Annotated in this window: 17 protein-coding genes and 1 tRNA gene; 3 read left to right on the top strand and 15 right to left on the bottom strand. The window is 39.8% G+C overall.

The window, feature by feature from the left end:
• Positions 1-16: 16 nt before the first annotated feature.
• The 3 genes from comGB to ACTJJD_RS02020 form a co-directional block, all read right to left on the bottom strand.
• Positions 17-1057: a competence type IV pilus assembly protein ComGB gene (gene comGB, locus ACTJJD_RS02010; RefSeq protein ID WP_440600365.1), complete on the bottom strand. Its 1041-nt coding sequence runs from the start codon at positions 1055-1057 to the stop codon at positions 17-19.
• The gene (gene comGA / locus ACTJJD_RS02015) at positions 1038-2108 is read right to left on the bottom strand and encodes a competence type IV pilus ATPase ComGA (protein ID WP_024718839.1); all 1071 of its coding nucleotides are present in this window, start codon (positions 2106-2108) and stop codon (positions 1038-1040) included. The genes comGB and comGA overlap by 20 nt, the downstream gene beginning before the upstream one ends.
• A gap of 465 nt (positions 2109-2573) precedes the next feature.
• Complete coding sequence (locus ACTJJD_RS02020) at positions 2574-3446, bottom strand: STAS domain-containing protein (RefSeq protein ID WP_035390819.1); 873 nt, start codon at positions 3444-3446, stop codon at positions 2574-2576.
• A gap of 99 nt (positions 3447-3545) precedes the next feature.
• Between ACTJJD_RS02020 and ACTJJD_RS02025 the strand changes: the two genes are divergently transcribed.
• Positions 3546-3616 (top strand) — tRNA-Gln (locus ACTJJD_RS02025).
• Between the two features lie 55 nt (positions 3617-3671).
• Here the strand turns inward: ACTJJD_RS02025 and ACTJJD_RS02030 are convergent.
• Entirely contained in the window at positions 3672-4052 is a 381-nt protein-coding gene (locus tag ACTJJD_RS02030) for a Spx/MgsR family RNA polymerase-binding regulatory protein (RefSeq protein WP_007501232.1), read from the bottom strand.
• A gap of 212 nt (positions 4053-4264) precedes the next feature.
• Here ACTJJD_RS02030 and ACTJJD_RS02035 point away from each other — a divergent pair, with 212 nt between their 5' ends.
• Positions 4265-4507 carry a DUF2626 domain-containing protein gene (locus ACTJJD_RS02035; RefSeq protein WP_003217440.1) on the top strand — a complete coding sequence of 81 codons (243 nt, stop codon included), beginning with the start codon at positions 4265-4267 and terminating at the stop codon, positions 4505-4507.
• A gap of 48 nt (positions 4508-4555) precedes the next feature.
• Here the strand turns inward: ACTJJD_RS02035 and ACTJJD_RS02040 are convergent, their stop codons facing one another.
• Entirely contained in the window at positions 4556-5194 is a 639-nt protein-coding gene (locus tag ACTJJD_RS02040; protein ID WP_216942587.1) for an MBL fold metallo-hydrolase, read from the bottom strand.
• Between the two features lie 160 nt (positions 5195-5354).
• Here ACTJJD_RS02040 and ACTJJD_RS02045 point away from each other — a divergent pair, with 160 nt between their 5' ends.
• Positions 5355-5528, top strand: coding sequence for a DUF2759 domain-containing protein (locus ACTJJD_RS02045; protein ID WP_003217333.1), 174 nt, complete (start codon positions 5355-5357; stop codon positions 5526-5528).
• 24 nt (positions 5529-5552) lie between these two features.
• Here the strand turns inward: ACTJJD_RS02045 and ACTJJD_RS02050 are convergent, their stop codons facing one another.
• From ACTJJD_RS02050 to ACTJJD_RS02095, 10 genes are all read right to left on the bottom strand, one after another.
• Positions 5553-5867 (bottom strand): MTH1187 family thiamine-binding protein, encoded by a 315-nt coding sequence (locus ACTJJD_RS02050; RefSeq protein ID WP_017367597.1) that lies wholly within the window; start codon positions 5865-5867, stop codon positions 5553-5555.
• A gap of 77 nt (positions 5868-5944) precedes the next feature.
• Positions 5945-7198, bottom strand: a complete 1254-nt coding sequence (locus ACTJJD_RS02055; RefSeq protein ID WP_048001385.1) for an MFS transporter — start codon at positions 7196-7198, stop codon at positions 5945-5947.
• Between the two features lie 330 nt (positions 7199-7528).
• Complete coding sequence (locus ACTJJD_RS02060) at positions 7529-8650, bottom strand: M14 family metallopeptidase (RefSeq protein WP_440608055.1); 1122 nt, start codon at positions 8648-8650, stop codon at positions 7529-7531.
• An 86-nt stretch (positions 8651-8736) separates the two neighbouring features.
• Positions 8737-10656, bottom strand: coding sequence for an LTA synthase family protein (locus ACTJJD_RS02065; protein ID WP_025207626.1), 1920 nt, complete (start codon positions 10654-10656; stop codon positions 8737-8739).
• Positions 10657-10868: 212 nt separating this feature from the next.
• A complete protein-coding gene (locus tag ACTJJD_RS02070) occupies positions 10869-11822 on the bottom strand; it encodes an ROK family glucokinase (protein ID WP_008342319.1) in 954 nt (317 codons plus the stop codon).
• Between the two features lie 13 nt (positions 11823-11835).
• Positions 11836-12039 carry a YqgQ family protein gene (locus ACTJJD_RS02075; RefSeq protein ID WP_008342322.1) on the bottom strand — a complete coding sequence of 68 codons (204 nt, stop codon included), beginning with the start codon at positions 12037-12039 and terminating at the stop codon, positions 11836-11838.
• A 71-nt stretch (positions 12040-12110) separates the two neighbouring features.
• On the bottom strand, positions 12111-13649 hold the full coding sequence (locus ACTJJD_RS02080; protein ID WP_440608056.1) for a rhomboid family intramembrane serine protease: 1539 nt from the start codon (positions 13647-13649) through the stop codon (positions 12111-12113).
• An 86-nt stretch (positions 13650-13735) separates the two neighbouring features.
• Complete coding sequence (locus tag ACTJJD_RS02085; protein WP_017357994.1) at positions 13736-13909, bottom strand: hypothetical protein; 174 nt, start codon at positions 13907-13909, stop codon at positions 13736-13738.
• A gap of 89 nt (positions 13910-13998) precedes the next feature.
• The gene (locus ACTJJD_RS02090) at positions 13999-14262 is read right to left on the bottom strand and encodes a hypothetical protein (RefSeq protein ID WP_202734342.1); all 264 of its coding nucleotides are present in this window, start codon (positions 14260-14262) and stop codon (positions 13999-14001) included.
• Positions 14263-14347: 85 nt separating this feature from the next.
• Positions 14348-14908: a 5-formyltetrahydrofolate cyclo-ligase gene (locus ACTJJD_RS02095; protein ID WP_440608057.1), complete on the bottom strand. Its 561-nt coding sequence runs from the start codon at positions 14906-14908 to the stop codon at positions 14348-14350.
• Between the last annotated feature and the right edge of the window lie 28 nt (positions 14909-14936).

The raw sequence follows: 14936 nt of genomic DNA on the forward strand, positions 1-14936 counted from the left end.
CCTTAGTCCTCCCTTTTCACACTTGTTCCATTAGTTGATACATTGGTAAAAGAATAGATAAATACACAATGAGTATAAGAAATGCTGTTAAGCCATAGATGACAGGCTGCAGCCATGAAACCCATTTTTCAATTTTCAATTCTGCATTCTCTAAAAGAAATTGACTATATGTGTACATTTCTCTTGCTAGCATCCCACTTGCTTCCCCATGCTTAATGACAGCCGCAAAATGCCTTTCGAAAAAAGGAGACCGGCTTATTTGATGTTCCATACTCTCACCTTTTCTTAACTCTCCTATCATTTGTTCAGACATTTCTTGAAGGAAGGGTAAATAGGTCTGCTGTTTAAAAGCTTGCAAACTTTCGTAAATCGATAACCCAGCTTGAAGAAGTCCGCTTAGTTGAAGGGAAAAAAGATACGTATGCATCAGCTGCACCCCTTTAAATACCACCGGCAGCCTGCTGATGACTTTCAGTTTCTCAAGGGTTGATTTTTTCTTAAAAAAGAGCTCATAATATCCAAAAAGACAGATACATATACAACCGATCATGATCAGCAAAGCGTGTAGGAATTGGAAGAGGCCAAACATTCCTTGAATGAGCCATGACATGCTTGTATTCATAGATGAATATAATAAAGAAAATTGAGGAACGATCATTTGCTGAACAATGATGAGCACAACAAAAACTGTAAACATAAGAAAAATTGGATATCGTAACATGCGCTTGAATGTGTCTATCTGCATAATTTTTCTCTCTAAAAAACGGGCGCTTTGTTCAAGAGCTCTCGCTAGGCTGCCATGTTTCTCTGAAAAACAAAGAATAGCGACGGCTTCTCGCTGAAAATGAAGTCGCTCAAGCACAACGTAAAAAGGCTCTCCTTCAAGCAGCCACTGAATGCCTGGCGTTAATCGTTGCTGCTGTTTTTTTGATAACTGAATATTCACCATCGTTAGTGCATCAACCAATGTATATCCGGCTTGAATCAATTGAGCCAGTTTCGATAAGAATTCAACTTGTTCTTTTTTAGACCAGGCTTTAGAGGTTCGCTTCTTCATAAACCCAGCGATGATATGTGCTTTTTGATAAATAGCCGAGTGCCACTCCTTTCCGAATTAATCTTTGCAGTGTTTCGTATGACGAATGAGCGTATTCTCCTTTTGCCTCTTTGATACACTCACCAAGCTCCTTTCCGTAAAGCAATTCAAATACATTTGTTCGTCTGACTGGTCGATTTAGTTTGCAATAAAGCTCACACGTTTCGCCGCAAAATGGACATGCGAGTTCGATTAACCGCTGAGCAGCAATGGCAACCATTGTTTGTTCGAGTTCATTCATCGTCACACCAAATTCGAGCATTCGATAAAGAGCTCCTTTTGCATTCTTTGCGTGCAGTGTGCTCATGACTAAATGACCTGTCAGAGCTGCTCTAATAGCTGTTCTTGCTGTTTCCGCATCTCTTATTTCTCCAAGCACAATCATATCTGGATCATGTCTTAAAATAGCGCGTAAACCTGCCGCATACGTGATACCAGCTTTTTCATTTACTTGAACCTGCAGCACTTCTTCATTTCTTGTTTCCACAGGATCTTCAAGGGTAATAATATTTCGATTAAAATGTTTTTTGGCAAACTGGATCAATGAATAAAGTGTTGTCGTTTTCCCTGAATTTGTAGGTCCAGTAAATAAAATAAGCCCATGCGAATGATTCAGAAACGATAATAATCTCGCTGAAGCCTTCGGGAACAGTGACAAATACTTTGTTTTCGGCACATGATCCTGCGGTAAAATCCGAATCACTAAACTTTCATCATTTACAGTCGGTAATGTAGAAAGCCGAACAAACACTTGACCGCGTCTTAGCATCACAGCCAATGACCCATTTTGTGGTCTCCTTCTTTCACCAATATCCATAGAAGATAAAAATTTGAAATGAGCAATGAGCCGCTCTCCGCTCTTTTTGTCAATGATCCGCTGCTGAATGAGGTCAGCGTCTACACGAAAAGAGACTGAAGCTTCCTTTTCTCTCGGAACAATATGCACATCAGATGCTCTCATGCGGCACGCCTCTTCTAGCAGCTCTTGCCCCAAATATTCAATACCATACAAGGGTGTTCACTCCTTTCAGTGACCATATTGTATGATGGTGGAACGTGCCTGACAAAAACGTATTTCATGATTTTCATGACTGAAGAGGGTTAAAAATGTTCAATTTGAGGTGTATTTCATCTATAAATAACAGAAAGACATATCAAAAAATTTGACTTTTACAACAACGGGTTCCGTTCAGAGGAGAAAATAAAAAAGAAGTGCTACTGGCACCTCTTTTTTGATGATCATCATTATTTCATTTTGTTCTTTCATTATGGATGATCTGTTACAAGGAGGTGTCTCCAAATTTAATCCTCCTTAATAGATTACTGATTTGAAGATAAAGAATATCCTTTCGTGTCTGATTTATGGATAAAAAAAGAGACCAAATCTGTATGCGAATTGGTCATCTCATTCATATGCTCATTATATTGTTTCTCCTTGTCAACGGACCCGTTACTTTTACTAGTAACATTTTTTGGTTCACGTTGCTTCTTGCTGCTGCTCTTCAAAGATACGAAATCCTCTTTTTTCTAAAGCTTTTGCAAGGCTGTGTTCAGTATTTACTTTTGAGAAATCAATGCCGAGTTTCACTACAGTTTGAGCGATTTCTGGTCGAATACCTGATATAATCGTCTCAATTCCTAGCAACTTCGCACTATCAACCACTTTAAACAGCTGATAAGCAACCATCGTATCAACAACGGGAACGCCAGATATATCAATAAATAAATGGGTTAGACGCAGTCTAGATGCCTGTTCTAGTACTGATTCCAAAATGATTTTCGCCCTGTATGTATCAATTTCACCAATCAGCGGCAAAATACCGATCTCTTTTGAAACTGGAATAACAGGCGCACTAAGCTCTTGAATCATTTCTCTTTGTGCATTAAGCTGATTGATTGTCACGCGGTCATACTCTTCTGATAAACGTGCAATCATGTCATCAAATGTGGCGTGAAAATGCTGATTCCAATCGCACACATCTTTGAGTGTCACTTCAAGCTCCGTTTGTTGTGTAAAGGTCTCAATTCTGGAACAAAAAATGTGGCGGAACACCTTAAATTGTCCGATGATTTCATATAAAGGTACTTCATGAACAGCTCGATCGCGGGCAATATCAACTGACCACTTTTTTAGATGGTCTTCTACTTTATCTGATAGCGTGACTAACGTTGCTGCAATCGTTTGAATAAATGCTGTGTTTTGTTCTTTCAGCTTCTTTTCTGTCTCCTCTGAAGCATGTTTGGAATATAATGAGCCTTCTTCTGTTCTTGTTTTCAGCCATTCTTCGGTCATGACAGGGGCTTCTTTAAGAATAAATTCATATAATTGCTCAGATTTTTCATTTTTCATTTCTGTCGTTCGCTCCTTTTTCACTTACAACTAGTGACAACCAACTTTTTATGTATAAATGACCGCAGATGGTGAACAATAGCATTACACGTTTCATATTGGGCTATAGCCAAGTGGTAAGGCAATGGACTTTGACTCCGTGATCGTTGGTTCGAACCCAGCTAGCCCAGTTCAGCACAAAAACGAAGACGGCTGAAACATCATTCAGCTGATCTTCGTTTTTGATTAGGAAACCGATTGATGAATCGCTTTCTTTTTTGAAATTTTCATGAGTTCTCCTGGATTATAGCCGACCACTAATTTATTTCCATCAATGATAATAGGTCTCCGGAGCAGCTTTGGTTTTTCAATGAGAAGCTGAAGTACCTCATTTACTTTTAGATCATTAATATTTAAATTTAAGCTTTTAAAAGCTTGGCTTCGAGTAGCTAAAATTTCATCCATTCCTTCTGTTGTTAAGGAAAGGATTTTTTTCAATTCGTCTAGTGTTGGCGTTTCTCTGAAAAGGTGACGCTCTTTAAAATCAATTTGATTCGCCTTTAACCAATGTTTTGTTTTGCGGCAAGACGTGCAGCTTGGGTATGAATAAAAAGTAATGTCACTCATTAGTCTTCCTCCTTAGGTCGTTAACCTTTTCTCTTATGGACTAAGTACCCTCATAAATTTAGGCATAAACACTTTTTCATCACTTTTTCAAAAAAATTTTTTCTAACGAAAGAATGAATGTTCACACGTTGTCAAAAATGTAAATGTTTACATAACAAGTGATCATCAGCTATAATATGAATCAAAGGGGTTTTTTAAGGGGAGGGAAAGAAATGAATCGCATGTTCCGCGTTCTTGGGTTTTGGACGGGTATTTTTGCTGTCATGTTCTATTTAGGACATATGAAAGATGCATCCTTGCTGTTCTTCGGTCAAACCGTTCTTTTTGTATTTTTATCCTACTTGAATTTATCCGAAAGAATGTATATTTACATTTTCGGAGCGTACTTGACGATTTTCTTTGCCGGATTTACATATTATTCGATTTTCATCATGGTTCCCGGTACCGGACATTAATAGAAAAAAGCATCTCCTTTGAAAGAGATGCTTTTTTCGTGCGTGCTATTATAAAGAAAACCCATTGATAAACGGATTTTGCTCCTGTTCTGTAAGCACAGTTGTTTCCTCGCCATGTCCACTTAACACAAGAGTTGATTCGGGCAATGACAACAATTTGTCATGTATCGATTGAAGCAGCACGTCTTGATTACCGCCCGTTAAATCAGTTCTCCCGATACCACCTTGGAATAAAGTATCACCAGAAATTACAAATCCCTCTTCCGCAGAATAGTAAGACACACTGCCAGGTGAATGACCTGGTGTGTGGAACATTTCTAATGTAAACGATCCAATGTGAAGAGGTCCTTCTGACGTAATCAATTGTTCCGCTTCTTTGACCGTAATTCCGTTACCAATAAGTCGAGCTGAACCGTTTAGCTGAGCATTTGTCAGCCATTCTTTTTCCTTTTCATGGACATAAAGCGGAATTCCCCATTCTTGACGCACCTCATCTGCTGCACCAATATGATCAAAATGGGCATGTGTCAATAAGACAGCAAGTGGTTTCAGCTGTTTTTCTTTCACATAAGAAATTAGCTTTTGCGCTTCGCCGCCTGGATCAAAAATTAAACATTCTCCCTGTTCATTTTTCCAAATATATGCGTTCGCTTGCACATAGCCTAGCGGCATTCTTCTCCAATTCATTTTCATCACCTACTACTTTTTTCATTCTTTTTTATTATGAAGGCTATTCAATAAAAATTCAAACAATCGTCAACTTGAATGTACTCGACAAGCTTTATGAAAACGGTTAAAATGAAAAGAAAGGAAATCAAGGGGATTGATGACAAAGGGGGACTTTCATATGATGCTCGTCATTATTTTTGGTCTAGTCACGATTTTAGCCGCTCTCGGCATCTATCGCTCACTCAAAAAAGTGAACGTACTGGCCATTGCTTTCGCTGGCGCCACATTTTTGGTTTTTGGATGGTTTACCGTCATGACCATCATCTATAGCGGTTATCCAACTGCACATTAAAAGCCTGCAATAAGCAGGCTTTTTCTATTGATTCAAATGTTTATTCACGCTTTCTAATTTGCTTGAAAGGGTGGTCGTTTGATCTCTTCTGTCATCTATGCGGATATTGGTTGCTACTCGGTGTAAACCCTTTTCAAATGGAGCTTCATGAATACGCTGAATGACCTCAAATAAAACGGATAGCTCCCCTTCAATTAAAGTATTCATTGGTGTGAGCTGATATTTGATTTTCCCTTCTTGTTGAAAGCCCTCTAACAGTCTTTGTACGTCTGCTACATATGCACTCACGCTTGGTGTCTCAGTGCCTATTGGAATGATGGTGACATCTGCTATCGCCATGGTTCTTGCTCCTTTCAATGACATCCTATTTCTTTCTCGTTCTCATTGTAACCCATCGTGATTCAAAAATGCCATGATCATGTGGCGTTTAAGCTTGGTTTGTCCCGTTCTATCGTCAAATCTGCTCTCTCTACCTTCCCAATCTTTGTGAAAAGGAGCAAGCAGATACCTGAAATGGCTTCTATCAGTCCACCAGCCGCAATGACATATCCTGAACCGAATAACGTCGCCATATAGCCACCAATGAGAGCGCCTAACGGGATCATTAAATACGAGATCATGTTAATAATCGCATACACTTGCGGCTGATCCTCCGCTTTTACTGACAATTGAATCATCGTATGTTCAGGTACATTTACTGCACTGATGGCTGCACCTAAGGCAAATGCAGATATAAACACAAGTGGTAATAAGGCATTCATCCCTGTAATGAAAAATGCAATTCCATCAACGATCCCTGCCCCGATAAACAACAGACCGTATCGATTCACTTTCACCTTTGTTAAAACGAATCCCATCAAAAATGCACCTAATGCCGTGGTCACTTTGATGAATGAATATACTACTGGTCCACTATGTAAATCTTCTGTTAAATAAATAACCGACAATGCCTCCCACGGTGCCGCAGCAAAATTGGAGCAGACACAAAAAATGGCTAATGGAAACAAAATATGATGACTTTTCACAAGTGAAAATCCTCTTATTAATCGTTTTCCGTATGATAATCCTTTTTTACCTTTATCCATGATCGCTTCCGTTTTATATGTAATCAGCAAAACCAGCAAAGCGGACATGAGGTAAAGAGGAATAATGACAAGCATTGTATATCCTACCCCTACAAATGCAATCATGACACCACAAATCGTCACAGTCACAAGCCTGACCACATGACTGGCTGATTGAATGGTTGCATTCGCCTTTTGTATCACATCTTCATGCACAAGCTTTGGAATAATGGACACCGAAGCTGGTTCATAGGAACCACCAGTCGCTGAATGCAGCAACATACCGCCAATGATGAGTGCCAAAGGAGAAAAATCATAAAAGTAACTCACCACAATCACAAGTATAATCGCCGCCCGAGTTAAATCAGCAAAGCACATCCAAAATTTCAATTGATGCGGCTTCATCATTGGGGTAATAAACGGCCCAATAATGGCTTGAGGGACAAAACTAACGGCAATAAAAAATGCTGTTCCAATTGCTCCTTTTCCCCCTAGCACTAAAAGCCACAAAATGGTGTTAAAAGATAAACTATCAGCAGTAATTTTACACATTTTAGAAACAAATAGATAAGTAAAATTCCGTTTCCACAGGCTTTGAGCATTCAATCATCGACATCTCCCTAATTCATATCCTTTTTTTTACATCTACTCTTTCACAATAGCTTACAGGGATGCTCTCGTCAATCACTTCAACACGGTTTTTATTGACCATAAGAAATTGATTGGTTTGAACGGATTAAATGATTGTTGACAAAGGGCGAAAATGAACTTGATTTTAGCCCTTTGTCTTCTTTTCAGCGTGATAGAAAACCTTTGCAGCCCTAGGAAGGACGAGTACTGGTACGGAGCGAATTTTACCTTCGTGAGCACCGGCACGCAGGACTGACAAAGAATGCGAGGGTTTGTCTACACGCTGAAAGCACCAATTAGGTGCTTTTAATACTTACATGCTTCCCACAATAACCGCTTTGTTTTTTCATAGATCGAATCAAATTGACTCATAGAAAGCGGGTTCTTTCCTCGCCCAAGTTCCACCGTATAGCCCTCACTTTTACATTGATAAATAAACCAATCTCGATAACCTGCATAGCTATCAAGATATTGAATCGCTTTGTAACCGCTCACCCGTTCTAACCGTTCGACCGTCTCTTTTGAAATGGCCGGTTCGTGGCCAAGAAACCCCCAGTATATCTCTTCTCCTTGTGTATGAAGGGCAATTAGCCGGTCAAAGCGTTTTCGTAAGGCGAGATGTGCCATTGCTTTCGCTTCTGGTTCTGTTAACGGCTGATGCCCTGGGAAATCCCTATAAGACGGTGCCTTCGGCTTATTACGATAATATTCGATTTCCCAATAGGCAGGAAATTGATTGTTTAAATCAATTCCTCGAATATTCGCCTTCCATTCTCGATAATCGGAAAATCCACCATTTAGCGGCGCGAACTCCTCACGGCACAGACCTAAAGATTCTGGGCCATTGCGAACCAAATCAACACCGTCTGGATTTACCATGGGTACAATAGACAAAGCAGTGGTCTGCAATATACGAACCGCTTCATGATGTCTTGCTTGCACTGGGTCCGAGGCCGCTAAACAAAGTGATTTAAGCCATTTTAATAAAACAGAGGTCGTGATCCATTCATTTGCATGAAAAGAGGCATTAACATGTATGGAATGTAAATGTTGTACAGGCTCCGTACGGATTTCATAAATGGGCGTATCAAGCACTGATTGACCAATCACACTCATCTGAAGAAAAGGAAAAACAGCTTTCAAATATTGAAGCTCTCCTTCTAAGTGAGCGCTATCATATTCAAATGTTCCGCTGATCCATTCATCTGATTGCTGGAGCCGGTAAGGCGCTATGAAGCTTTGCACATCACCTACCGATTGAAATGAATGGGTCCCTTCTGGAAGTCTATACCCCGGTAAAAGGAGGTGATCCGTATTTGATTGATTGGATAAACTGAAAGCTTCTTTCCCTATACCAAGCTGCTTTGCCACATCCTCCTTCCTTGCTTCACCCAGATGCCATTCAATTGTGCCAAACGACTTTTTCATTTACATCCCTCCCCTCTCACACTATATGAACCAGTAAGTAAAAAAAGAAAACCTCTGCATGTAAATAGCAGAGGTTTTCTTTTAAATTAAGACGCCTTTTTTAGCTCAGTGTCATCTTCTTTTTTAGATGGTGAATGGTCCGAGTTGTTTCGGTCATAAAATCTAAGGAGATCTCCATAGATAATTTGATCAGAGAATTGAAGCTCCTGTTTTGCCTTTTCTTCATAAGACTGACAACCAGACTCATCTTCTCTCGGCTCACCCGTTTCTTTGTTGTAGCACACACCAGCTGTGAAAACACTGTCCTTCGTAATAAAACTTCCATCTCGAAGCACTGTGAAGTCATTTGTATCTTTTGATAATAGGTCATGACCAAATTGAATTTGCTTACTTGTATCGATTCCTAGAAGGTTCATGACTGTTGGACGGATATCCACTTGGCCGCCAACTGTATCAATCTCTTTTGGATGTTTATCCGTGATACCAGGAATGTGTACAACAAATGGTACTTTTTGAAGCTGAACTTCTTCAAAAGGTGTAATGTCTTTGTTTAAGAATTGTCCCATTGCTTCGTTATGGTTTTCAGAAATCCCGTAGTGATCCCCATATAACACAAAAATGGAGTTATCGTATAACCCTGCTTCCTTCATTTTTTTAAAGAAAAGCTTGAGTGCCTCATCTTGATAACGCACTGTAGGGAAGTATTTGTTCAACGTTTTGCTCTTTGAGTCATATTCATCAATGAGCTTATCTTCTTCATCTAAGTCAAATGGAAAATGGTTCGTTAATGTAATTAATCTCGTATAGAACGGCTGCGGGATCGTTTTCATTAAATCTACTGACTGCTCAAAAAACGGACCATCTTTTAGTCCCCAGCCAACTGAATTTTCTTCATTTACATCGAATGATTTAATATCAAAAAATTTGTCGTAGCCAAAGCTGTCATAGATCAGGTCACGGTTCCAGAAACTTTTGTTATTCGCATGAATAACAGAAGAATGATAGCCTTCCTCTTTTAACAACTCAGGTGCGGCTTTGAACTCGTTGCTTGGATTTGTGAAAAATACAGCTCCTCTTCCAAGTGGATAGAGTGAATTATCAACAATAAACTCGGAGTCGGATGTTTTTCCTTGACCCGTTTGATGATAGAAATTACTGAAATTGTAGCTTTTCTTGATCAATTTGTTTAAGAACGGCGTGATCTCTTTCCCATTCAATTTTTCATTGATCACAAAGCTCTGAGTAGACTCAAGCGATACTAAAATGACATTTCGTCCTTTTGCTTGACCAAACGTCTTTTCATTACGGTCTGTTTGATTTGCGCTTACATAGTTTTCAATTTCCGTTAAGCTATTGCTGTCGGCAAGTGCTCGCTGAGCGGATTGCTTCGATTGCAGAACCCCATCATAAATATGGAAGTTATATAAGCTGATGTTTTTCACTAGCATCTCACGGTCAAATGAACGAGTTAACAGCTCTGGTCTTTCTGTTTCAGCCAAACCAAGGTTAAAAAAGAAAGTGGCTGCCACAAATAAGTAATAAGCTGCACGTCCCTTACGTGAAATCGTTACATCTGTTCTAAAGGAAGGCTGTTTTTTATAGAGCCAAATTAAAATGATGATATCAACAAACATCAGAAAATCAACTGGTTCAATTAAAGAGGTAATACTTGACCCGAGGTCACCCATATTGTTTGTTTGAAATAGGACGGGGATGGTTAGAAAATCACTGTAGAATCGATAAAATACAATGTTAGCTAACAAAATAAATGTCAGAACAAAACTCGTCACGATGATATATCGATTTCGATTTTTTTCTTTAAAGAATAAACCGATACCGAAGATAAACAAGAGAAAGCTAAGCGGATTAATAAACAGGATAAATTCCTGCATGAAATTTTCAATTTTGATATTAAAGCTAGATTTATAGATAACATAGGTTTTCACCCACATTAACAAAGTCGCAATCAGTAAAAATGAAATCGCCTTTAATCTTTTCTTTCGCATTGTAACCTCCTTATGCTAAAAACGCACTCAGGTTAGGGACATCCCCAATTATTGGTGCTTCTTCAAAAATAACTAAAGTATATCTTATCCTGTCTATGCTGGAAAATCAATGTCTTTTTCCCCATGACAAACTTATGAATATGCTAAACATTCAATTTCATGCCTATCTATCGCTGATTTTAATAAAAATGACATCATTATGACATTTTTGTTCAAGACAGCCACTTGTTTTTTGCCATCCATGCACCGCCGATCACGCCTGCATCGTTTCCTAGCGAGGCAATCACCACTTCAACATCCTCAGCACATGGCGGGAAGGCATGATGCTTGACGACACGCTCTACTTTACTGCGAAGAAGCTCGCCCGCTTTAGATACACCGCCGCCAATGACGATTTTTGTTGGGTTTAAGGCACTGGCTAGATTCGCAAGGACAAGACCAAGATGGGTTGTTACTTCATCTACGACATGCATCCCAAGTTCGTCTCCGTTTTCTGCTGCCTCAAATACATCCTTTGCAGACAGCGAAGTAAGTGAGCCAAGTGATGATGTATGGCTCTTTGTTTGTAATGTATCCTTTGCGATTCGGACGATACCTGTAGCAGACGCAATGGTTTCAATACAGCCTGTTCTCCCGCAGTTACATGGTGCTCCTTGAAATGGAACGGCACAAATATGACCAATTTCTCCACCAGCACCTGTTTCGCCTTGAACCACTTCTCCATTGACAATAATACCGCCGCCAACCCCTGTGCCCAGTGTAACCATCAGGATGTTTTTGGCGCCATCACCTGCACCCTTCCACATTTCACCGAGTGCAGCAATATTTGCATCATTTTCGATGACAGATGGAAGTCCTGTCTCTGCCTCTAAATGGTCTTTCAAGGGATAGTTTGTCCAGCCCAGATTCGTTGTTTTATAGACAATTCCGGATACTTTATCCACTGGTCCAGGTGCCCCCATACCGATCCCAATTAGGGCTGATTTCGGCATGCTGATCTCAACTAGTTTATGGTCAATTGACTTGGCAATGTCGACTGTAATTGTCTGCCCAGATTTATCCGTAGGAATCTCCCACTTATGCTGAATTTCACCATAAAGATTAATAAACGCAAGCTTAATTGTCGTACCGCCAAGATCAACTCCTACAAACCAATCCCCTGTCATATGTCCTCCACCTTCACATTGTTTTTCGATTTAATTTGGCTAGTTCCATTTGAAGGATGGTCATTGCGTTTGACCATTCAGTTCGATCAATGATGCCCGATGTGTACATTTCCTTCAATTCATCTGCCATAAATTCTAATTCCACTTCACGATCTCCGAAATACACGTAATTTCCAAATCTCATGAGCAGCTGCTGTACATCATATAACGTTTTCATTATTTTTCACCATTTCTCTAAATCAACAGATAGGATAAGCGTATTCATAAATACGCTTTCAGTCAAGTCATTCAACGTGTTTGAGTGTTTTCAATATATTGTTTCAACTTTAAAAATTGGTCATTTTGCGGATCTTGTTTTAATGCTTTTTCGATGAAGTCGTCTGCTTCCGCTGTCTCGCCTTTTTCTACATATAACAACGATAAGTGATACAATTTATTCGGCTCATTTGGATCTTTTTCAAGCGACTTTTGCAAATACTCAATGGCCTTGTCAAGATGTCCAAGCTGCGCTTCGGAAAGCGCATATATATGAAGTGCTTCAGCTGAGGCATCCTTTTGCTTTACATATTCCTCTAGACGCTGACTTGCTTCGCTATAGTTCTTTTCATCAAATAAACTCGCTGCCTCGCTAGTTGCCGCCGCTTCTTTTTGATCGTCTGAATGAAACCCTGTATACAATCCAAAGCCGCCAATAAGGAGGAGAAGAAGACTAGCAAGAAGCATTTTGACAGGCTGAAACTGTTTAGGAAGACGGACCGCTAAAGCGGCTAAAAATCCGCCAGCGAGCCCCCCAAGATGCCCTGCATTATCAATCCCTGATACAGTGAAACCTATCCCTAAATTGATGAGGATAATCACGATAATATTTGTCCCCATCGTACGAAAGAAGAGCTTCCGGTTAGAGATCGCTAAATATAACAATGCGCCTAAACAGCCAAAGATCGCACCTGATGCTCCTGCTGCGATGGCTGTATTAAACACAAAGCTCGCTATGGAGCCAAAGATGCCGGAAATTAAATAAATGAGCAAAAATCTTCCTGAACCATAAATTCTCTCAACAGCCGCTCCAACGGACCAAAGAGCAAATGTATTAAAGAGTAAATGCGTCAAACCAATGTGTAAAAACATAGGTGTCACAAAACGCCACCATTCACCCTCTAAAATCAGCATATTATTTTTCGCACCAAATGCTGTTAAAGTGGCTGTGTTGGTACTTCCACCAGATAATTCGAGTAAAAGAAACATCATCACTTGAACTGCGATTAACATGTAGGTAAAAATCGGTCTGCCATTTTGAAAAACGGCCCGTTCTCGTTCACGCTGCTTTTCCTGATCTTGAAATGCCTGAAGCACGTTCATTTTAAGCTGCATCACATCTTCGGCTGTATCTGCCTTCGCCTCTTCTACATTAATCGAGAGTGATGTATTCAGCCATTTTTGCAGCTCGTGTCCATCGTTTTGAAGGGTTTCTTCATTCAGTAAAACAGGTGTCACCGTCACCTTTTGCTGTTTTTGCGGTTGACCGTTTATGTCTTCCCAATCATCTACTGGATGATCAGCTGTAAATTGTAGCTGCAGGAGATGGAGAGAACGTTTACGCATGGCTTCTCTTAACTGATTCATCCGAAAGGCCTGTTCTTCCATATCTCGAACGATCTCCTGTCTAAAATTCACATCTCTTCTATATAGACGGATGAGATCGTATCCTGAGTTTCGTGGTGCTTCAAAAAAGATTTCATCTTCTGGGTACGGACTTTGAATCATCTCGTATCCTTTTTGTCTGAGTTCATCAATCACTCGCCAAAATAGACTATCTATGACATTCATTCATTCGCGCTCCATTTTTTACATTATTATAGCAAGAATTACTCTTATACGCATTTCTCAACAAAAAAATCCCGGCTTTTGCGGGATTAGAATGCTTGGCGAATAAATTTCGTCCGAAAATATGGGATTTTCATTAGCCATTTAATAAAAAAGTGCCGCACTTGGTTTTGACCTAAGATCAAATTCATGACCCGATAACGATTTTGCACAAGAACGAATGCAAACAGTGTGAACACAATGCTCCAAATCATTTTATTCATCATATTCCCTCCTATGTTCGTATCGTGGCTTAAATAGGATTTGTTTATGCATGAACCATCATTTTTATCTCTTACCATGCGATCTACTTTCACACTCTAATCCCTTGTTCTTTTGATTGAATATAATAGACCTCTTCACACTCTGATTGATCATAAGAACCGCCAAATTGATGAAGGTCGATTAAATTTTTGAACGCTTTGATATACTCTCTTCTTATTTTTCCGACTCCAAAAAAATCAAGATGTGTATGCCAAAAATAAACCCATGAATCATGTTCGAGTTGTAAGTCAAAAGTATTCACTTCCTCCCACAAATTACGGAAGTATCTTTTCTTTCCTCGAAATTTTTTCAATATATGCCTCCTGCTAGCTAAAATGCCATGAGCTAATGAAACGATCTCAACACAAAAAGCCCGTTTTTGGACAATGAGCGGGCTTTCACTTTTGATATAACGTACCTTTTTCACTGACAATCATAGATACCGGTATGTCGTGCGCTTCAGCCGGAATATGCCTCGTCTGCTGTAAAGACAAACAAAGGGCAATGGTTACGCCGTGGTAGTCCGCTAAGTAGCGATCATAATAGCCCCCACCAAACCCAATCCGGTAACCACGTTGATCGAAGCACACCCCAGGGACAATGATCAAATCAATGGCTTCTTTATGTACAGCTTTAGACTCAAGAGGGTCTGGCTCCAATAGTCCAAAGTAGCTGGATGTCATCTTTGTTTCAGGTGTATATTCATAAAACACCATCTCTTTTGTTTTCGGAAAACAGGTCGGAATACAAACTGTTTTTCCTTCTTCCCACGCTTTTTCAATCAGAGGCATTGTCGGTATTTCTTTTCCCCTAGACATAGTCAAAGCAATCGTTTTCGCCTGTTTCCATTCTGACAGCTGCAGCACGTGTTCATGAATTAGAGCGGCGTAGCGATTGAACTCTTCAGCGCCTATCTGATCAAGCATGGCCAATGTTTGAAGGCGGAGCTCCTTTTTCATACAGGTTCATCTCCCATCATAAAAAAAC

The organism is Bacillus sp. 22446 (genome assembly GCF_052044955.1).
In the GTDB taxonomy this organism is placed as follows: Bacteria; Bacillota; Bacilli; order Bacillales; family Bacillaceae; genus Bacillus; species Bacillus altitudinis.